Genomic DNA, 18,306 nt, shown 5'->3' with positions numbered 1-18,306 from the left:
GATCAAGATCAAGATCAAGATCAAGATCAAGATCAAGATCAAGATCAAGATCAAGATCAAGATCAAGATCAAGATCAAGATCAAGATCAAGATCAAGATCAAGATCAAGATCAAGATCAAGATCAAGATCAGCAGAGTTGCTATTGAACCGTGGGCACAGCGATATATTGATTGGCCCCTCGCCGAAGATACCAGCGAAAGGGCCATGGAGAGAAAGGGAACTTACGGTGAAATAGGATCACTCGCCGGGAATGTTTCATCCAGCGCATTATCGACAGCGCTCTCCTTCGGCTGGGTCACCTCACCACATTTACATTCGGCCATACGACAAGACTCGCCATCACGATGGCCCATCGCGCAGGCCTCGCAGCAATAGGCCTTGCCATCCTGGACCACCGCATTGGCATCCACAGTGCAGGAACAGTGGTTGCAGGCACAGCGTTGCTCATTCATCACGGTTCTCCCCTATCGTCATCGAGCACCACCTCATCGCTCCACGGCTCGCCGTCCAGCGGCGCAGAACGGGCCAGTTCGGACTCGTCCAGGCCGATGCCGCCACCGATCTCGTAGGCCTCCACCTGGCGCAGGGTCATATCTGCCGGGCCGGCTGCCGTACCGGACTCATCCGCGTCCCAGGCATCGGTTTCATCAAACAGTGTCTCGGGACTCAGGTCATCAAGGCTGGCATTGTCCTCGTGCAGGCTGTCGGTCAGGGTCTCGCCTCCGGTCATGCCGCTTTCCGCGACACGCCGCGGCGGGTAGTCCTCAGCGATCTCCCGCGCCGGGCGCTGGTCGCCGACACGCCCCTGGCGTTCATCGCGACGTTCGCTGAAATCCAGCTCGTGGACGCTGCCCATGCGGTCCTCCGTGTCGTCGATCTCAATCTGCGGTCTTGGGGCATCGGGTTTAGGCATGAACGTTCTCCGTCAGTGGGTTTCACACGGTCGACTGCCCCAACGAAGAAATGATTCAGAGTTTCTTCAAAGGCACCGCCCCGCGCTTTTTTTGAACTCCGCGCCGCGCCGTCACCTCCCAATCTTGAGACCCGCGAACCGTCCCGGAGCCCGTCATGGCCAAGCCCCTGCAGGAGTACCAGCGCAAGCGCGATTTCAACGCCACACCCGAGCCGGCTGGCAAACGCGCCAGCGCACGCTCGGCCCATGCGCTGCAGTACTGCATCCAGAAGCACGATGCCAGCCACCTGCACTACGACTTTCGCCTGGAACTCGACGGCACCCTCAAGAGCTGGGCGATCCCCAAAGGCCCCTCCCTCGACCCCAAGGTCCGGCGCCTGGCGGTACATGTAGAGGACCACCCGCTGGACTACGCCGATTTCGAAGGACGCATTCCCGAAGGGCACTACGGTGCCGGCGATGTGATCGTCTGGGACCGGGGTGTCTGGCAACCCGAAGGCGACCCGCGCGAAGCCTATGCCAAGGGCAAGTTGCGCTTTCGCCTGCAGGGAGAAAAGCTGTCAGGGGTCTGGAACCTGTTCCGCACCCACATGGCCGGCAAGAAAGCGCAGTGGATGCTAGTCAAGTCCCATGACGGGCAGGCTCGCAGCGAAACCGACTACAGCATCGTCGAAGCCCTGCCAGATAGCGTGCTGAGCGAGCGCACCCTGCCGCCGCGGCGCCCCGCCAAGGCGACCACCTCCACACACAAGCCCAAGGCCGGGCACAAAGCCCTGCCGAAGGTACTGCAGCCGCAACTGACCACCTTGGTCGACTCCCCACCCAGCGGCGACTGGCACTACGAAGTCAAGTTCGATGGCTACCGGATTCTGGCGCGCATCGACGCTGACGACATACGCCTGTTCACCCGCAATGGCCACGACTGGAGCGCCAAGATGCCCCGTCAGATCGAGGCACTCGGCGCCCTGGGGCTCGACGCAGCATGGCTGGACGGCGAGATGGTGGTGGTCGGCGACAACGATGTGGCCGACTTCCAGGCCTTGCAGAACGCGTTCGACACCGAGCACGACGAACGCATCACCTATTACCTGTTCGACTTGCCCTGGCTGGGAGGCGAGGACCTGCGCGAACTGCCACTACAGGCGCGTCGCGTCACTCTGGCCAAGCTGCTGGAAACCAACGCTTCGCCGCTGCTCAGGTATTCCGCCGATTTCCAGGAACCGGTCGATTCGCTGCTCGACAGCGCCTGCCGGCTGGAACTCGAGGGGCTGATCGGCAAGCGTGCCGACAGCCCTTATGTGTGCCGGCGCAGCAGCGACTGGATCAAGCTCAAGTGCAAGCAGCGCCAGGAATTCGTGATCGTCGGCTATACCGACCCCAAGGGCAGCCGCCACGGCTTCGGCGCCCTGCTGCTGGCCCTGCACGACCACGCCAGCGGCCAGTTGCGCTACGCCGGCAAGGTCGGCACCGGCTTCAGCGCCACCACCCTGGACAGCATCCTCGCTCGCCTGAAACCGCTGCAGACCGCCAAGCCGCCCTTGCCCAACCCTCCCACCGGCGCCGAAGCGCGCGGCGTGCATTGGCTCAAGCCACAGCTGCTGGCAGAAGTCGCCTATGCCCAGATGACCCGCGAAGGCATCGTGCGCCACTCGGTGTTCCACGGCCTGCGCGACGACAAACCCGCCACCGCCATCGGCCTGGAGCAGGTCATGCCCGCCAAGCGCACAGCACAGACAAAACCCGAAACCCTGGGCACCCTGCGCCTGACCCACCCCGATCGCGTGGTCGACGCAACCACCGGTGCCACCAAGCGCCAGGTCGCACAGTACTATGCCCAGGTCGCCGACTGGCTGCTGCCACAGCTGAAGGATCGGCCTGTCGCTCTGGTTCGGGCACCGGACGGCCTGGGCGGCGAACTGTTCTTCCAGAAAAACGCCGGCCAGCTGCATCTCCCCCACGTGCTCAGCTACAGCAAGGCCCAGGCCGGCCAGGCGGCCATGGTGCTCAACCGCGTCGACAGCCTGCTGGGCGCGGTGCAGATGAACTCGCTGGAACTGCACACCTGGAATGCCACCACCAAGGACTTCGACAAGCCCGACCGCCTCGTGCTCGACCTGGACCCCGATCCCGCGCTGCCCTGGAAAGCCATGCTGGAGGCCACCCAGCTGACCCTTACCCTGCTCGATGAGCTGGGCTTGAAGGTATTTCTCAAGACCAGCGGCGGCAAGGGCATGCACCTCGTCGTGCCACTGACCCGGCGCGCGGGGTGGGACGAGGTGAAGGACTTCAGCCATGCCTTGGTCGAACACATGGCCGGGCTGTTCCCCGATCGCCTCAGCGCTGTGTCCGGCCCGAAGAATCGGATCGGACGGATCTTCATCGACTACCTGCGTAACGGTAAGGGCGCCACCACCGTCGCCGCCTACTCGCTGCGGGCCCGCGAGGGCCTGCCGGTATCGGTGCCGATCTGGCGGGAAGAACTGAGCCAGCTCAAGGGTGCCAACCAATGGAACATCGGCAACCTGCAGGCACGGCTTGCCGAGGTGGACGATCCGTGGGCCGAAATGGCCAGGACCCGCCAGTCGATTACCGTACGTATGCGCAAGCAACTGGGGATCGACTGATGGAACGATGGCTGGACCTGCGTGGCTGGAAGAAGAACACCCAAGGAGCACCGAGCCCATGAGCATCGACTATGACTTCGACCTGACCCACCTCGATCACCTTTTGCGCCGTTTCGGCGCGCGACCGCAGGCCATCGACCTCGATACCCTGCTGCAAGAGCTACTGCATGCGCTGCTAGCCGATCACCTCGACCTGCTCCCCCTGCCGGGCCAGGGGCGGACACTTGACCGCTGGCGGGCCCTGGCACGGGTCGCAGGTTGCGATCTGAGCCTGGCCAAACTCTATGAAGGCCATACCGACGCTTTGGCGATCCTTGCCGAATGCGGCGCCGCTCATCATGCCGGCGAAGGGATCTGGGGCGTGTGGGCTGCGGAGCCACCGGATGCCCGCACCCACATCATCGCCCAGCACGGCGAACGTGTTCGCCTGCAAGGCCGCAAAGCCTGGTGTTCAGGGGCGTTGCAGATCGATCGCGCGCTCGTGACCGCCTGGGAAGGCGACCAGTCGCTGTTGGTTGCCATCGAGCTGTCCGATCCCAGCCAGCGCATTCAGGTCGAGCACTGGCAGGCCGTTGGCATGGCCCGCACCACCAGTGTCACCCTCGAGTTCGACAATTCGCCGGGGCTGGCCATCGGCACGCCCGGCCAATACCTGGCCCGCCCGGGATTCTGGCAGGGCGGCGCGGGCATCGCCGCCTGTTGGTATGGCGCAGCGCAAGCCCTGGCGCAATACCTGCGTGAACACTGCCGCAAACCCCGCCCCGACCCACACGCCGATGCCCACCTGGGCGCGGTCGATGCGGCGTTGTTCGGGGCCCGTGCCGCCCTGCGCGAATGCGCCGCCTGGATCGACCAGCACCCTCACGACGACGCCAGTTTGCAAGTGCGCCGCACCCGCGCCCAGGTCGAGCAAGCGGTCGAGCAGGTCATCCATCATGTCGGGCGGGCGCTCGGCGCCACACCGTTCTGCCGCAGCGGCCATTTCGCCCGGCTCAGTGCCGACCTGCCGGTATATCTGCGCCAAAGTCACGCTGAGCGCGACCTGGCCGAGCTGGGCCAGCAATTGACGGGCATGCCGGCAAGCGTATGGCAACTATGAGCCAGAACCTGATACAGGCCGCCACCGGCACGCCATGGAGCGCCTGGCAGCAGTCCACTCAACTGGCCCGCGCCACCTGGCTGATGCCCGTCCGGCTATGCCCGCCCGGCAGAAGGCTGGTGCTGCTGGCGCCGCATCCGGACGACGAGATCCTCATGGCCGGCGGTCTGTTGGCCAGCTTCCAAGGCCGTGAACAGGACGTGCTGCTGATTTCTGCCACCAATGGCGAGGGCAGCCACCCGCATTCCTCGCAGTGGACCGAGCGGCGCCTGCGTCATCAGCGCCCCCTGGAAAGCCGGCATGCCTTGCAGTTGCTGGGCCTGGACCTCAACCGCCTCGATTGGCGACGGCTCAACCTCAAAGATGGCGCCCTGCCCCATGATGAAGCCTTCCTGGTCAATCACCTGGAACAATTGCTGCAGCCCGACGACCTGCTGCTGACCACCTGGCGCAGTGACGGGCACTGCGATCATGAGGCGGCAGGCCGTGCCTGCGCCCGGGCGGCCCACGCGCGCCGTGTGCAACTGGCCGAGGTGCCGGTGTGGGCCTGGCATTGGGCCGCACCCGACGATCCGCGACTGCCTTGGCCCAAGGCACACCGCCTGCAGCTCGACGAAGCGCGCCTGGCGCTCAAGCGCCAGGCCCTGGCCGCCCATGCCAGCCAGCTGCAGCCCGATGGTGAACGCCCTGCGGTGCTGCCGGATCAGCTGCAGGCCTGCCTGCTTCAACCCTTCGAGCTGGTCTTTCTGTCAATGGAGCCAACATGAGCCTGGACACACAGTACTTCGCCGACTTGTATGCCGGTAACGATGACCCTTGGGCCTTTCGCACCCGCTGGTACGAACGACGCAAGCGCGACCTGGCCTTGGCCAGCCTGCCGCGGCAATGTTATGAGCGCGTATTCGAGCCAGCTTGCGCCAACGGCGAGCTGAGCGTGCTGCTGGCCGAGCGCTGTGCCGACCTGCTGTGCCAGGACCTCGACGCAACGGCCGTGGCCTTGGCCCGCCAGCGTCTTGCAGGCGTAGGCCATGCCCGCGTCGAACAGGGCCACCTGCCGGGCGACTGGCCGGGCGGGCAGTTTGACCTGATCGTGCTCAGCGAGATCGGTTACTACCTGGCCCCCACCGACTGGCTGCAGGTGATCGAGCAATCGGTGGCCTGCCTGGCCTATGACGGCGGTCTGCTGGCCTGCCACTGGCGCCATCCCATCGCCGGCTGCCCGCAGGATGGCCGCGAGGTGCATGCCCTGCTGGCCAGGCATCTGCCGCTTTATCCGCTGCTGCGCCACGAGGAGGCGGACTTCCTGCTCGAATACTGGTCGTGTCAGCCCAGCGTCGTGGACCTCGACGAGACCTGCCCATGATCGCCGTCATCATTCCCGCCCACAACGAAGCCCGTCGTCTCGGGCACTGCCTGGCCGCCGTCAAGCAGGCCGTGGCACAGGCCGAGGCGGCGGGTCTGGTGGTTGAAGTGCTGGTGGTGCTCGATCGTTGTGTCGACGCTAGCGCGCGCATCGCCCGCCGCCACGGCGCACATACCCTGGCACTGGAGGCTGGCAATGTCGGTATCGCTCGGCGCCTGGGCGCGGCATGGATGATCGAGCGCGGCGCCCAGTGGCTGGCATTCACCGACGCCGACAGCCGCGTGCCAGGGCACTGGCTGGTGTCACAGCTGCAATGGCGTGCGGATGCGGTATGCGGCACGGTGCATATCGAGCGCTGGCAGCCCTGGCAGAATGCCGCTTTGCGCCAGCTCTACCTCAGCCGTTACCAGGCCCGGGATGGGCACCGGCATATCCACGGCGCCAACCTGGGGGTATGCGCCAAGGCCTATGAACGCGTCGGCGGTTTCCAGCCCTTGCCGGCCCACGAGGATGTGCAGCTGGTGCTGGCCCTCGAGGCCAGCGGTGCACAGATCGTCTGGACCGCGGCGCACAGCGTGGCCACCAGCAGCCGGCGGGACAGCCGCGCACGCCAGGGCTTCGGGGATTACCTGAGGGGCCTGGAAGGCCAGCTGCCGTAGCGATTGCGCAATGGACTATGACGCTTTGCGCGGTCGCTTGGCCGCCGGTTTCTTCGCCTTGGGCTTGCCGCCTAGGCTGCGCTTGAGCAGCTCGGTGAGGTCGATGATGTCCGCCCCCTTCTCGGCCGTCGTGCCCTCGCCTTTGTCCACGGTCGCGATCTTGCCCTTGCTGGCCTTCTCCTCCACCAGGTCGAGGATGGTCTGGCGAAACGCATCATGGTATTCGTCAGGCGTCCAGGCCCCGCTCATGTCTTCCACCAGGCGCCGGGCCATGTCCAGCTCACGCTTGTCGACCTTGCTTTGGGTCACGCTGTTGTCCAGCTCCAGCGTCTGGAGTCCACGCACCTCCTCGGGCCAGCGCAGGGTAATCAACACCAGGGCATCCTCCAGCGGGCGCAGCATCGCCAGGTGCTGGCGGGTGTGCAGCACCACGGTGGCCAGGGCCACCTTGCCGGTGCTGTGCAGGGTCTCGCGCAGCAAGGCATAGACCTTGCCGCCACGACGGTCGGGGCTCAGGTAGTAAGGCGTGTCGAACTGCTGCAGCGGAATGTCGCCGGCGTCGACGAACGAGAAGATATCGATGGTCTGGGTCGCCTCGGGCCTGGCCTTGCGAATTTCCTCCTCGCTGATCACCACGTAACGGCCCTTTTCGTACTCCACGCCTTTGACGATGTGCTCTTTGTCGATTTCCTTGCCGGTGATCTTGTTCACCCGTTTGTAGCCAACCGGCTCCATGCTGCGCTTGTCCAGCCAGTCGAAATCCACACGCTCGCTGCGCACTGCGGTGTTGAGCGAGACGGGGATGTGCACGAGGCCGAAGCTGATCGCGCCTTTCCAGATTGCCCGGGCCATGGTCGGCTCCTACGTATCGAAGGGTTGACCGGTCTGGCTGTAGCGCAACGCGCCACAGCGATCGCAACACTGGCAGTGAAGCCCGGCGAGTTCACACACCAGCAGGCTGCGCCACTGGCAGCCACGCAGCAGGCAGACAAGTTTCATCAGCCACCTCCCTGGCCCTGGGACGTCCAGGCCCTTATTGAAACTGACTGCACGGCGCCGCGAAGGTTTATCCGGATTACTCAGGGCAACGAGTTGCCACCGGTCACGCCGAACACTTCGCCGGTGATCCAACTCGACTCTTGGGTAGCCAGCAGTTCCACCAGTAACCGGCAAGGCTTGACTCTACCGTTAGGGGCAGACTTTACCCTTGGCGCTTCATTACCTGGAGTTCGCCATGAAGAGCAAACGCATGCTCGTAATCCTCGGCCACCCTTCGAACGACAGCTTTTGCGGAGCGGTGACCGAACGTTATGTCGAGGCCGCCACGCAAGCAGGCCATGAGGTACGTCTGCTGCGCCTGGACACCCTGGAGTTCGATCCGGTCTTGCACGATGGCTATAACCAGATCCAGTTGCTTGAGCCCGATTTGATCGACGCACAAAACGACATTACCTGGGCCGAACACCTGACATTGGTGTACCCGATCTGGTGGGGCGGCATTCCGGCGTTGCTCAAGGGGTTCTTCGACCGTGTGTTTCTGCCCGGTTTTGCCTTCAAGTACCGCAAGGGCTCGCCCTTCCCGGACAAGCTGCTCAAGGGCCGCACGGCTCACCTTCTGGTGACCATGGACACGCCGCCGTGGTACTACCGCTGGGTGTATCGCATGCCGGGCCTGCACCAAATGCGCAAGACCACCCTGGAGTTCTGCGGCATAAAACCGCTGAAAACCTTGACCTTCGGTCCGGTACTGGGCTCCAAGCCGGAACAGCGCGAAGCCTGGCTCAAGCAAGTCCAGGCGGTCGCCAGCCGCTGATCGGCCCCGGTTGGGCCGTGCCCCTGCGCGGCCCAGCCAAGTCTCCCTCCTGTGACACCTTGTCCAACCACGCTTCCCGCCCCCTGACGCTTGTGCAAAGATGTCGCGCGCCTGTACGAGCGCACGACATCTTTTCGCTTCTGATGCGTCAAAAAAGGGACTTTCATGTACATCGGCAAAGCCGCCCAGCTGTCGGGCACCACCGTCAAAAGCATTCGACATTACGAAGAAATCGGCCTGTTGCCGCCCCCGCAACGCGAAGGCAAATACCGCATCTACAGCCAGCAAAGCGTCGAGCTGCTGACCTTCATCAAATGCGCCCAGCAACTCGGTTTCAAACTCAAGGAAATGCAGGCCATTCTGCAGGACCATCGCGGCCAGGAGCTGCCCTGGGATCTGGCCATGCAGGCCATCGATAACAAAAAGCAGGAATTGATGGGGCAGATCCAGGCCTTGCAGCAAGTGCATGACGGCCTGGTCGAGTTTGAGCTGAGCCTCAAGGATGCGCAGATGCAATGCCAGTTCGAGCACCTGGAAAAAGCCCGCTGAATCCGCACCGCCGCCCCTGAACGGCCATGGCGCCCCGCGCCCTTTGCAGCACGCAGGCGCCCCGGCGATTTAGCCTGGCACGCCCTCACCCCTCGGCTGCTCGCCCTCTTGCACCGCTGGCTGCGGCACAATCGAGGCAAAGAACCACGGCGAAATCAGCGTAACCAACAGAATGGTCATGAAGCCGCTGGATGACAGCGCCAGTATCACCAATACGCCCAGGTCAATGACAGGTTTGTAGGCGGAGAACAGCAGCGCGACAAAACCCATCGAGAAGATCACGACGTTGACTACCGTCGAGCGCCCTACGCCCTGCATGGCCGTCAGGATGGCCTCGTCGATCTCGATACCCTTGTGCACCAGCATCTTGATCCGTGACAGCAGGTGAACGGCGTAATCCACCACGCCCACCACCAGGAACGTCACCAGTGTGGTACCGATGTTCAACTCGATGTCCAACAGGTACATGCAGCCGTACACCGTCACCGACGTGGTCAGCAACGTCAGCATGCCGAGGATGCCCAGGCGTACCGACTTGAGCCAGAACATCATCATCAAGGTCACCGCCAGCAACGCCAGCGAGAAGCTCAGCACCTGACCCTGGGTGATTTCCTGCAACACCCCGGTCCAGATGTACGGCGTGCCGGCATGGGTGACTTGCAGGTTGGCCGGTTTGTTGATGAGCAGCCAGGCGTCGAGTTTGTCGAGCATCGCCTGGTAATCGCCCGCCACGGAGGACGTCATGGTGAACAGCGTCACCGCCTTCGAGTAATCGGCATTGAGCACGTTCTGCAAGTCGGTGCCGCCACCGTTCTCGAACATCATGATGTGCTGTTCGATGAGCGAATTGCCGTCGACCTCGAAGGTCTCCGGTTTGCCGTCATCATCGACCACCGTCACCTGCTCCACCGCCTGCGGCACCCGCAGGAAAGCAGGGTTCATGTCGTTGAGCACCAGGTTCATGCGCTTGATGTAGGTCGCCACCGAATAGGTGTAACTCACGTTCGGCTGGGCCTTGATGAACTGGTCCAGACGATCGAGGAACTGCACGGTTTCAGTGGTCAGCGCGCCACGCGGCGTCTTGGTGTCGAAGGCGATCCAGCCCGGCGATGTACCCGCGACGCCGGCCCGGTTGATGAACTCGTCGGACATCCGCACCGGGCTGTCCTTCTTGAAGTAAGCAATGCCCGAGTCTTCGATATCCACCCTGAACGTGAACACCGTCATCATCGCCAACAGCGGCAGGGTTACCAGCAACACCGGCTTGCGCCAGCGAATCAGCCAGGCACAGAACACCACCAGATAGTGGGAGATCAGCGACTCTTTGCGTTGCACTTTGCGCGGGACGGCATCTTTGCCCCAGATCGAAATCCACGCCGGAATCAGCAGCAACGAGATGATCAACGCCGCCGTCAGGCCGATGGACATGAACACGCCAAAGTTGCGGATGCTGACAATGTTGTTGGTGGTGGAAATCATGAACGTCGCGATAGTCGTGACCGTTGTCAGCACTACCGGCGTGACCATCAGGCGCTGGGTTTCACGGTTGGCTTCGCGGAAAGACTTACCCGAATTGAGCTGTTCGTAATACTCGGCCATGACGTGGATCGCGTCGGCACAACAGATGGTGAACAGGAACACTGGCAAGACGCTGGTGAGCAAGTCCATCGGCACACGCAAGAGCGCCATCAGGCCCAGGGTCCAGATGGTGCAGAACAGAATGTTGAACAGCGGCAGCACCACGCCCAGTGGTTTGCGAAAGAAGAAAACCAAGAGGGAGGTCACCAACAGGAACACGATCGGGAACAGCATCGCCAGGTCGTGATCGATGATCTCCTGCTGGGCGGCGATAAAGATCGGCATGCCGGCGATGAACACCTCATCGGTGAACTCCGGGTGAGCGGCCTGGTACTTCGCGATGATCTCGCGGACCTGGTGATAGGCACGCAACTGAGCCTGAGCGTCGTCCTGTTTGGTGCCCAGTTCGGCGACGACCATGGCGACTTTCTTGTCCGCCGAGACGACGCCACCGACCATCTGCTCGTTGCCCATGATCTGCGCTTCGACCTTGGCCGGGTCCATGTCCAGGGCGTGCAGGGTCTTGTGGATCCACAACTCGCCATCGGCACTCAGGCTGATGTTCTCCAGGTCAGCCATCGAGGCCATTTCCTGGATCGGGTTGAGCCGTTCGGCAAGAAAGCTCAGGAACTGCAGGTCATGGCTGTCCCAGTGCCGGACAATGCCATGGTCGCGCAGCGCTTTGGCGGCAGCGTAATCGTTCTGCGAAAAGCCCTCGGCGAGGATCTGCTCCAGCAAGCCCTGGGCATCATGGTCGCCACTGTGCAGGCCGACGATGCGCTGCAGTTCGACACGGTCCTCATCGTTGGCCAGCATCAACCGGCGAATGGCCTGGGACAGCTCGAACTGGGCGTTCAGCGACGTGGTGTTGAAGACACTCTCGGGGTTGTTCAGCGCCACCATGACCGAGTCATAGGTGCCGGTGAACTCGCGCTGCAAGTCAATGATGGTCTTGCGTGCCGGGTGAGTGTCCTTGAGCAGATACGGATTGGTGTCCGACATCAGCGCGCCGAGGGTGTAGGTGAAGTAGGCGGTGATCGCCACCAGCACGAACACAATCGCCCGCGCATAGCGCTCGACGAAGTTCAGGTATCTTTCCATGAATGAAGGTTCCAGATGGACCGAGGGCGGCACTTAGCGGGCAGACACGGCGTATTCCGGCAAGTCGCCGGCTTTCAGCCCGCGCTTGATCGCGGTCTGCGTGAACAGGCGGTCGTCCAGCGCGACGTTGTACTGCAACTGGTTGAAGCGCAGTTGAGAGCGCGTACCGGCGATGAAATCCTCGGTTTCGCTGAAGGTAATGCTGTCGATCTGGTCGATGGTTTCAGTCTTCAGGGTGCGCATCTGCTTGAACATCACACCTTTTACATCGAAGAAGTCCTGGCGCAGCACCAGTGAGTTTTTCTTGTCGATCCAGACCTTGAGCTTGTTGTAGCCGGTCTTGGCCAGCACGGCAGGCGTGGCCGGCTCACGCTCGATCACGTAGCAATCGCGGCCCTGCAACTGCTCTTCGCCGACCAGCGTCTGGCGATAGTCTTCGGCGCGAATCTTGTCGAGGTCGGCATAGGAGTAGTCGCTGCCCATGAACGCCCCGCGTTTGTCGGTGGTGGAAATTCTTCGGGTCTGTCGGCTGACCGGCAAATACATCCATTGGCTGTCTTCGAGGCCCAGGGCTTCGCGCGGGTTTTCGATGTGGAAGGCGACGTCACGCACATCGCTCGGCGCCGAGAAGTACATGGTGAATTTGTCGCTGTCCGGGTAATCCTTTTGCAGGTAGCTGAACTCGCGGACGCGGCTATTACCTTGCTTGTCGATCAGGATCAGGGACACCTGGGACATGAAGCTCTTGCCGTCATCGCGGTCCCGGGCCTGGCGAATGATGTCGTCGGCCGTGCGGGTTTCAGCTGCCATCGCGGCAGCGGCGCTCAGCAGCAATGCGCTGACAGTCAGGGTCTTGAAGATGGGCAACATGGCGATTTCCTTTTCATTGTTTGAGTGATTCGCACACCGGCACCGGTGTGGTCAGAACAGATAGCCGGCGGACAAGCGCACCTGGTCGCGGTTGTCGTACTCACCGAACTGGCGGTCGGGCTTGCCGAAGAACACATCGACTTCCAGCCCCAACTTGAGCCAGTCCACCGGTTTGTAGGTGAAGATCCCCTGAACGAAACTGTCGTCCTGCGCTGGCGGCGACATGCCGAAAACCAGGCGGGTCTTGAGGCGATCCTGGAACTGCGAGCCTTCGGCAGACAGGGTTAACAGGTCGTCGCGTTTGCCCTGGACCATGCCGGGCTGCCAGTCGAGCAGCCGCTGGTGTTGCCACTGCATCGAGATCAGCCAGTCCCGCAGCAGGTAATCGACGCCCAGCAGCGACTTGGTCATCGCCGTCCGGTCGCTGCCGTAAGCGCGGTAAGGATTGGTGACGCGCCAATTATCGAAGTAGGCGACTTCACTGCGTACCACGATGCTGTGGCCGGCATCGATGGCCACACTGGCGCCGCCCATGGAATAGCGCGGGAATTGCCGTTCGAGGCGAATCAGGCCCTCTTCGGTTTGGCCTTCGACAGCGTAAACCGGGTCCTGTTGGCGGGCGTTGAGGGCAACGAAACTGACGTCCACCGTGCCGATCCGGCCGTTGGCACTGGCACCGTAACCAAAGCCACTGTGACCGTCATAACCGGGCCGCGAATCGACCACGAACATCTGCGGATCGGGTGTGGCAAAGATCGGTGCATCGAACTCGCTGCCGACGGCCGGCGCCTGGTTTTTCACAAAATCAGTGATCACCAGCGCTTCCAGCTCCCACTCGGCGACCGGCTGCACCAGGCGAATCATCGGCACGGCGATGCGGCTGTCTTCCAACAGGCCGATCACACCCTCGCGATAATCCAAGGGGTTGATCTGATCGAGCACCCGTAATTCATCTGCACGCCCCCACACCACCTGCTGCCAGCCCACCGTCAGCTCGCCGTCACCGACGTAATGCCCCCAGTAAAGGTGCCGCCAATCGGCGGTCGCCCGGTAATCGTCGCGGGCTTGGGCGCTGTAGGGGTTGTTGCCGTCATAACGGAAGTCGTAACGGGCTCGGCCCTTGGCTTTGTAGTAGCCGCTGTCCCAGGCATCCTCCAGGCTGAACTTGAGATACACGGCCTTTTGCGTGACCTGGTCGTCACCGTGCAGACGCACGGCCGTGGCAACGCCGATCTCCGCTTCATGATGCTCCGGCAACCACCCGGCGATCGCCACTGGCGAGCCTAGGCTGACCAGAGCGGCCAACAGGCCGCGATTGAGTCCCTGTCGAGCCATGGCTACATTCCCAACCCGGCACCGCCGTCGATCATCAGGCTTTGCGCCGTGACGCCACCCGCCTGCGGGCTCGCCAGATAACGGACCATGGCCGCCACTTCGTCACCCTGAATGAAGCGCCGCAGGGGCAACTTCTTCTTGGCATTGCGCAGGATCTGCTCGTGGGTGATCCCGGCGATGCGCGCCTGAGCCGCCAGTTCGCCCTGCAGCATCGGCGTGTCGATCCAGGCGGGCAGGATGGCATTGACCGTGATTCGCCGTGGCGCCAGGTCCAGTGCCAAGGCTTTGGTCATGCCGATGATGCCGTGCTTGGAGGCGCAGTAAGCGGTGTTGCGGACCTTGCCCGCTCGGCCGAGGATCGACGACATGTTGACGATCCGCCCACCCTCCGCCATCAATGGCAGGCACAACGAGGTGACGTAAAAGGTGCCGTTGAGGTTGACCGAAATCACCTTGTGCCAGTTGTCGAGGTCTTCGGGCTCGTTCTCGTCGCAGACCCCGGCGCTGTTGACCAGCACATCGATAAAGCCGACCCGGTTGGCCAGATCCTTGAACAGCAGTTGCAGGCCGGCCAGATCGGCGATGTTCGCTTGATGGGTTTCGATGCGAGCGGCAAATTCGCCCTCGGCGACCCACCCCTGCAAGGTTGCCAGGTCAAGATCCAGCAAGATCAAAAGGTGCTCGGCCTGGGCTGCAAAACTTTCCGCGACGGCGCGGCCAATACCCTTGGCCGCGCCGGTAATCACAATCGTGCGTGCCTGGCTCATAGCATTTTCAACCCGCCGTTGACGGACAAGACTTCGCCCGTGACGTACAGGCCGCGCTCGGCCAGATACAGCACCGCGTCGGCAATTTCTTCAGGCCGGGCGAACCGTTTGATCAACAGCCGCGACTGGATTTCCTGCTCATGGGCGCCGACCAGGGCTTCACTCATGTTGGTGCTGACGATGCCGGGGGCTACCGCATTGACCCGGATATTGCGCGGCGCCAATTCCACCGCCAGTGCGCGCGTCAATGCATCTACACCACCTTTGGCCGCGGCGTAGTTGCTCTGGCCCTTGCCGGGCTTTTGCGCGGCCACGGAACTCAGGTTGACGATGCATCCGCTGCGCTGGCGCATCATGCAGGGCAGCACTTGCTGACAGCACAACAACGTGCCGATCAGGTTGGTCTGGATGACCTCGGTGATGTCATTCAACGATTGCGTGGCGAGCAAACCGTCACGGGTAATACCGGCGTTGTTGACCAACAGGTCGATACGTTCGAAACGCTGCTCGATCCGTTCAAAGAACGCCCGAATGCTCTGCGCATCCTTGACATCACACTGCACGGCCAGGCATTCCCGGCCCAGCCCCTCGACCTGCGCCTGCAAGGCAGCGGCAGACGCCTCGTCACGGACATAACTGAAGGCAACCTGATAACCCGCGCCGGCCAGGGCCAGCACGATGGACTTGCCAATGCCGCGACTGCCGCCGGTCACGACCGCTATTTTCTGAGTCATGACCGCTCCTTACAGTGAGTTCTGAGTTTTGAACTGCGCGAGGGTGAAGCCGTGGGTCGCAGCCAGTGCGCGGACCTGCTGAACCTGCTCGCGGCTGATATCGCCGTAGGAACCGTGCTGGCTCATGCCGGACAAGCCCATCAACACCGACTCGGCCATGCACGCATACAGCTGACCTTTTTTCAGGTAGGCCCGCACGTTGGGCGCCAGGCCGTCGTCGAACGGCGTCTGGACGATGCCACCGTGCATGTAGAGGACGTCTTCGCGTTGGCCCGGCAGGTCTTGATGGACGTTCAGCGGCACGGCGATATCGCAAATCACGCTGCGCTCGGCGAAATGGTCGGCGCCGAGGAATGGCTGAGGCGCATTGGCCGCGCACAGGATGATCCGTGCGCCCTTGAGGGCGTCGAGATCGTTGGTGACAGTGATGAACGCGTTCGCGCCAAGGCGCTCATCCACCAGACGGGCGATGTGCAAACCGAGGTCGGCTTTTTGTCCATGTGAGTGCAACAAGCCATGAAAACCATCAAGGGTCAGCAGTCGCTGCGCCAACCGGTCGTGTTCGGCCGTGCCCTTGAGGATCGAACGGGCCGCGTCGGCGTAAATCAGTTGGGCAGTTTTCTCCAGGCGCCGAACCGAGCCTTCACGACCGCTGCCAATCAGAATCAGGTGATCGACGGTGGCGGACAGCACCGAGGCATAGGTCGACGCAACGTTACCGGCGGCACCGACAACGGCAGCGGTTTGCTCGCGCAGTGCCAGACCCTGCTGCACACAGCCTTGCTCGATGGCTTCAAGCCCCATGCCGATGGTCAGGGCATTGCCGGACGTCAGCGCCATGTCGGCAATCTTCAGCGCCTGACAATTGTTGGTGACGATCGAGGTGTACATCCCGAGGCCGGCGATGGTGCAGCCGTCGGCGCGGGCATCGGTGACACGTCTGCCGACTTCGTCGCGAATGGTGTCCAGGTCACCGCTCTGGATGTACTCGGCCATGGCATCCGAATCCATGCACAGCGGATACAACGTGAACTCCACCGCCATGCCGAGGCGCGATCGAATGATCACCGGGCCGACTGGCGCAGCGCGGCGTTCAGGCTTGGTGCGGTTGATGAACGTGCGTTTTTGTTCCGGGCTCAGGGCCGCCAGCGAGGGATCGACGTCACCGAGGATATCGGCATCGATCAGGTGATTGATGAACGCTACCCGAGCGACAACTTCGACCTTGGCATCGACTTTTTCAACGGGCTCGGCCACCCGATAATCGTCCTGGCGGGCTGGCACGGCGGCAATCGAGTCCGCGCAGATACCCGCCGCCAACGGCAACGCATCGCCACGGCGCAGCATGTCGCAGACCCGTTGCAGGGCACCGATCAGGCCGTCGATTTCGGTCAGGGTGATACAGGCTGGCGGCTCCAGACGAATCACGTTGGAGTTGCTGCCCGACGGTGCTACCCGCATCGCTTCGAACTGCAACAGGTAACCGGCGATCAAGTAACCCAAGGCATCGTTGTACTGGGCCGACGCCTGAACCAGCGAGCTGCTGACACTCAAGTCGTGCAATTCGAGACCCACCAGCAAGCCACGCCCACGCACATCGGCGATCACATCCGGATAGGCCGCCTTCAGTTCATTGAGCGAGGCTTTGAGGTAGGCGCCCTTGCTGCGTATGTCCTTGAGTATCGCGTCATCATTGGCGAACAACCGGCGCAATGCCGACAGCGCGATATGGCAGGACGCATCGTCCTCGGCGAAGGTCGAGCTGTGGATGTAGCTGAACTCGCCTTCGTAGTGGCTGCTGCGGATCACCGTCGCGGCGATTTTCATCAAGCCGCCGCCGAGGGCCTTGGACAGGCAGTAATAGTCGCCTTGCAGGTTGAACTGACTGCTGGCAAGAAAGGTCCCGGCGCGACCAAAACCCGACTGCACTTCATCGACGACCAGCGGGCATTGTTGCTCGTTGCACAGTTTGCGCAGCCCCAGATAGAACTCGGCCGCGAACTCGTTGATACCGCCTTCGCCCTGAATCGGCTCCAGCAACACGGCGGTAATCGCACTGAACGGCAGTTGCAGCACGTTCAGGTGCTCGCCGTCCCATTGCAGGCTCAACCAATGGTGCGTGTGCCGGGCAGGCAATTCCTGCAACTGATGGGGCTGCTGTGGGTCGATGAACTCGACGTTCAGACCAAAACGGGCAAACGGCGCCCGGTACTGACGGCCATAGGTCAGTTGCACGGTATTGACCAATTTGCCGTGGAAGCTGCCGCGCAGGGCGACAAACACAGGTTCGATGTGCAGCTGCGCCAAGTTGTGTTGGCGAACGGCTTCAACCACCTGACGCAAGGTCACGCTGTTCAGGGTGGCCGGCAGGACACCCGCAGGCAGGTCGAGGTCAGCCACATCCAGCTCGTGATAAGCGCGTTCGCTGGCGGTCAGGCTGGCCAGGGTGAAATCGATGTCGTCGAACTGCTTCTGCAGGCGCTTCTGGCGACTGAACTCCGCGTGCTTGACGGCAATTTCCACCGCCTCCGCGCCGCTGTTGGAGAAGGTCGAAATATAACGTTCGCTGTTCTTCAGTTCGCGATTGAAGGCGTCGCTGAGCGCTCGCCCCAACTGCCCGGCCGCACCGCGGATCGACATTTGTGCGTTGAACGGCACGTCGTTGCGCAGCAGCGCACAGAGCTGATCGACAAACTCCGGGTCGTTATGGCCAAACATTGCCGCACCGTAACCGCCGAGAAAGTCGGTGACCGTGACCGTGTCGCCCTTGGGGTTGCGGTAGAACAACTGGGTACCGAGGGCGCGCTCAAACTCACATTCCAGGCCCAGTGCCTGGAGCAGGCCGACGAATTTTGGCCGAACGAAATCGCGATAATCCATGACAGTCATATCCCTTGAAA

At 62.3% G+C, this 18,306-nt stretch carries 17 protein-coding genes; 7 read left to right on the top strand and 10 right to left on the bottom strand.

Going from position 1 to position 18,306, the window contains the following annotated elements; translation table 11 throughout:
* Positions 1 to 222: 222 nt before the first annotated feature.
* Positions 223 to 453: a metallothionein gene (locus tag ACO6VM_RS12965; protein WP_401058921.1), complete on the bottom strand. Its 231-nt coding sequence runs from the start codon at positions 451 to 453 to the stop codon at positions 223 to 225.
* Positions 453 to 914 carry a phosphotransferase system, HPr-related protein gene (locus ACO6VM_RS12960; RefSeq protein ID WP_422403388.1) on the bottom strand — a complete coding sequence of 154 codons (462 nt, stop codon included), beginning with the start codon at positions 912 to 914 and terminating at the stop codon, positions 453 to 455. Before ACO6VM_RS12960 ends, ACO6VM_RS12965 begins: the two co-directional genes overlap by 1 nt.
* Before the next feature lie 155 nt (positions 915 to 1,069).
* Between ACO6VM_RS12960 and ligD the strand changes: the two genes are divergently transcribed.
* From ligD to ACO6VM_RS12935, 5 genes are read left to right on the top strand one after another with little or no spacing between them, the layout of a single operon-like run.
* A complete protein-coding gene (ligD, locus tag ACO6VM_RS12955) occupies positions 1,070 to 3,538 on the top strand; it encodes a DNA ligase D (protein ID WP_422403387.1) in 2,469 nt (822 codons plus the stop codon).
* 58 nt (positions 3,539 to 3,596) lie between these two features.
* Positions 3,597 to 4,637, top strand: coding sequence for an acyl-CoA dehydrogenase (locus tag ACO6VM_RS12950; protein WP_422403386.1), 1,041 nt, complete (start codon positions 3,597 to 3,599; stop codon positions 4,635 to 4,637).
* Complete coding sequence (locus ACO6VM_RS12945) at positions 4,634 to 5,404, top strand: PIG-L deacetylase family protein (RefSeq protein WP_422403391.1); 771 nt, start codon at positions 4,634 to 4,636, stop codon at positions 5,402 to 5,404. The genes ACO6VM_RS12950 and ACO6VM_RS12945 overlap by 4 nt, the downstream gene beginning before the upstream one ends.
* Positions 5,401 to 6,000, top strand: a complete 600-nt coding sequence (locus ACO6VM_RS12940) for a class I SAM-dependent methyltransferase (RefSeq protein WP_401058927.1) — start codon at positions 5,401 to 5,403, stop codon at positions 5,998 to 6,000. Before ACO6VM_RS12945 ends, ACO6VM_RS12940 begins: the two co-directional genes overlap by 4 nt.
* Complete coding sequence (locus tag ACO6VM_RS12935) at positions 5,997 to 6,659, top strand: glycosyltransferase (protein WP_401058928.1); 663 nt, start codon at positions 5,997 to 5,999, stop codon at positions 6,657 to 6,659. The genes ACO6VM_RS12940 and ACO6VM_RS12935 overlap by 4 nt, the downstream gene beginning before the upstream one ends.
* Positions 6,660 to 6,674: 15 nt before the next feature.
* On the opposite strand, the gene ACO6VM_RS12930 is transcribed toward ACO6VM_RS12935, so the two are convergent.
* Together ACO6VM_RS12930 and ACO6VM_RS12925 are read right to left on the bottom strand one after the other, a co-directional pair.
* Positions 6,675 to 7,511, bottom strand: coding sequence for a Ku protein (locus ACO6VM_RS12930; RefSeq protein WP_401058930.1), 837 nt, complete (start codon positions 7,509 to 7,511; stop codon positions 6,675 to 6,677).
* A 9-nt stretch (positions 7,512 to 7,520) separates the two neighbouring features.
* A complete protein-coding gene (locus ACO6VM_RS12925) occupies positions 7,521 to 7,658 on the bottom strand; it encodes a PSPA7_2676 family Cys-rich small protein (protein WP_189654474.1) in 138 nt (45 codons plus the stop codon).
* 235 nt (positions 7,659 to 7,893) lie between these two features.
* On the opposite strand from ACO6VM_RS12925, the gene ACO6VM_RS12920 reads away from it, so the two are divergent.
* Both ACO6VM_RS12920 and ACO6VM_RS12915 read left to right on the top strand, forming a co-directional pair.
* The gene (locus tag ACO6VM_RS12920) at positions 7,894 to 8,472 is read left to right on the top strand and encodes an NAD(P)H-dependent oxidoreductase (RefSeq protein ID WP_125858872.1); all 579 of its coding nucleotides are present in this window, start codon (positions 7,894 to 7,896) and stop codon (positions 8,470 to 8,472) included.
* Between the two features lie 165 nt (positions 8,473 to 8,637).
* A complete protein-coding gene (locus ACO6VM_RS12915) occupies positions 8,638 to 9,021 on the top strand; it encodes a MerR family transcriptional regulator (RefSeq protein ID WP_003253954.1) in 384 nt (127 codons plus the stop codon).
* Positions 9,022 to 9,090: 69 nt separating this feature from the next.
* Here ACO6VM_RS12915 and ACO6VM_RS12910 read toward each other — a convergent pair whose 3' ends face one another.
* The 6 genes from ACO6VM_RS12910 to ACO6VM_RS12885 are packed head-to-tail and all read right to left on the bottom strand — an operon-like array spanning position 9,091 to position 18,286.
* On the bottom strand, positions 9,091 to 11,700 hold the full coding sequence (locus tag ACO6VM_RS12910; protein ID WP_422403385.1) for an efflux RND transporter permease subunit: 2,610 nt from the start codon (positions 11,698 to 11,700) through the stop codon (positions 9,091 to 9,093).
* 33 nt (positions 11,701 to 11,733) lie between these two features.
* Complete coding sequence (locus ACO6VM_RS12905) at positions 11,734 to 12,570, bottom strand: outer membrane lipoprotein-sorting protein (RefSeq protein ID WP_258704443.1); 837 nt, start codon at positions 12,568 to 12,570, stop codon at positions 11,734 to 11,736.
* Between the two features lie 51 nt (positions 12,571 to 12,621).
* Positions 12,622 to 13,905 carry a DUF1302 family protein gene (locus ACO6VM_RS12900; RefSeq protein WP_422403384.1) on the bottom strand — a complete coding sequence of 428 codons (1,284 nt, stop codon included), beginning with the start codon at positions 13,903 to 13,905 and terminating at the stop codon, positions 12,622 to 12,624.
* Positions 13,906 to 13,907: 2 nt separating this feature from the next.
* Positions 13,908 to 14,672 (bottom strand): SDR family NAD(P)-dependent oxidoreductase, encoded by a 765-nt coding sequence (locus ACO6VM_RS12895; RefSeq protein WP_422403383.1) that lies wholly within the window; start codon positions 14,670 to 14,672, stop codon positions 13,908 to 13,910.
* Positions 14,669 to 15,406, bottom strand: coding sequence for an SDR family NAD(P)-dependent oxidoreductase (locus tag ACO6VM_RS12890; RefSeq protein ID WP_422403382.1), 738 nt, complete (start codon positions 15,404 to 15,406; stop codon positions 14,669 to 14,671). Before ACO6VM_RS12890 ends, ACO6VM_RS12895 begins: the two co-directional genes overlap by 4 nt.
* Before the next feature lie 9 nt (positions 15,407 to 15,415).
* Positions 15,416 to 18,286, bottom strand: coding sequence for an aminotransferase class III-fold pyridoxal phosphate-dependent enzyme (locus tag ACO6VM_RS12885; RefSeq protein ID WP_422403381.1), 2,871 nt, complete (start codon positions 18,284 to 18,286; stop codon positions 15,416 to 15,418).
* Positions 18,287 to 18,306: the final 20 nt, after the last annotated feature.

It is taken from the genome of Pseudomonas sp. GZD-209 (assembly GCF_049310485.1).
GTDB lineage: Bacteria > Pseudomonadota > Gammaproteobacteria > Pseudomonadales > Pseudomonadaceae > Aquipseudomonas > Aquipseudomonas sichuanensis.
This window is presented reverse-complemented; position numbering and strand designations above follow the sequence as displayed.

Bases quoted from the DNA above. Each gene is read 5' to 3' on its own strand.
- ACO6VM_RS12965 (WP_401058921.1), bottom strand. From the start codon at position 453: ATGAATGAGCAACGCTGTGCCTGCAACCACTGTTCCTGCACTGTGGAT.
- ACO6VM_RS12960 (WP_422403388.1), bottom strand. From the start codon at position 914: ATGCCTAAACCCGATGCCCCAAGACCGCAGATTGAGATCGACGACACG.
- ligD (WP_422403387.1), top strand. From the start codon at position 1,070: ATGGCCAAGCCCCTGCAGGAGTACCAGCGCAAGCGCGATTTCAACGCC.
- ACO6VM_RS12950 (WP_422403386.1), top strand. From the start codon at position 3,597: ATGAGCATCGACTATGACTTCGACCTGACCCACCTCGATCACCTTTTG.
- ACO6VM_RS12945 (WP_422403391.1), top strand. From the start codon at position 4,634: ATGAGCCAGAACCTGATACAGGCCGCCACCGGCACGCCATGGAGCGCC.
- ACO6VM_RS12940 (WP_401058927.1), top strand. From the start codon at position 5,401: ATGAGCCTGGACACACAGTACTTCGCCGACTTGTATGCCGGTAACGAT.
- ACO6VM_RS12935 (WP_401058928.1), top strand. From the start codon at position 5,997: ATGATCGCCGTCATCATTCCCGCCCACAACGAAGCCCGTCGTCTCGGG.
- ACO6VM_RS12930 (WP_401058930.1), bottom strand. From the start codon at position 7,511: ATGGCCCGGGCAATCTGGAAAGGCGCGATCAGCTTCGGCCTCGTGCAC.
- ACO6VM_RS12925 (WP_189654474.1), bottom strand. From the start codon at position 7,658: ATGAAACTTGTCTGCCTGCTGCGTGGCTGCCAGTGGCGCAGCCTGCTG.
- ACO6VM_RS12920 (WP_125858872.1), top strand. From the start codon at position 7,894: ATGAAGAGCAAACGCATGCTCGTAATCCTCGGCCACCCTTCGAACGAC.
- ACO6VM_RS12915 (WP_003253954.1), top strand. From the start codon at position 8,638: ATGTACATCGGCAAAGCCGCCCAGCTGTCGGGCACCACCGTCAAAAGC.
- ACO6VM_RS12910 (WP_422403385.1), bottom strand. From the start codon at position 11,700: ATGGAAAGATACCTGAACTTCGTCGAGCGCTATGCGCGGGCGATTGTG.
- ACO6VM_RS12905 (WP_258704443.1), bottom strand. From the start codon at position 12,570: ATGTTGCCCATCTTCAAGACCCTGACTGTCAGCGCATTGCTGCTGAGC.
- ACO6VM_RS12900 (WP_422403384.1), bottom strand. From the start codon at position 13,905: ATGGCTCGACAGGGACTCAATCGCGGCCTGTTGGCCGCTCTGGTCAGC.
- ACO6VM_RS12895 (WP_422403383.1), bottom strand. From the start codon at position 14,672: ATGAGCCAGGCACGCACGATTGTGATTACCGGCGCGGCCAAGGGTATT.
- ACO6VM_RS12890 (WP_422403382.1), bottom strand. From the start codon at position 15,406: ATGACTCAGAAAATAGCGGTCGTGACCGGCGGCAGTCGCGGCATTGGC.
- ACO6VM_RS12885 (WP_422403381.1), bottom strand. From the start codon at position 18,286: ATGGATTATCGCGATTTCGTTCGGCCAAAATTCGTCGGCCTGCTCCAG.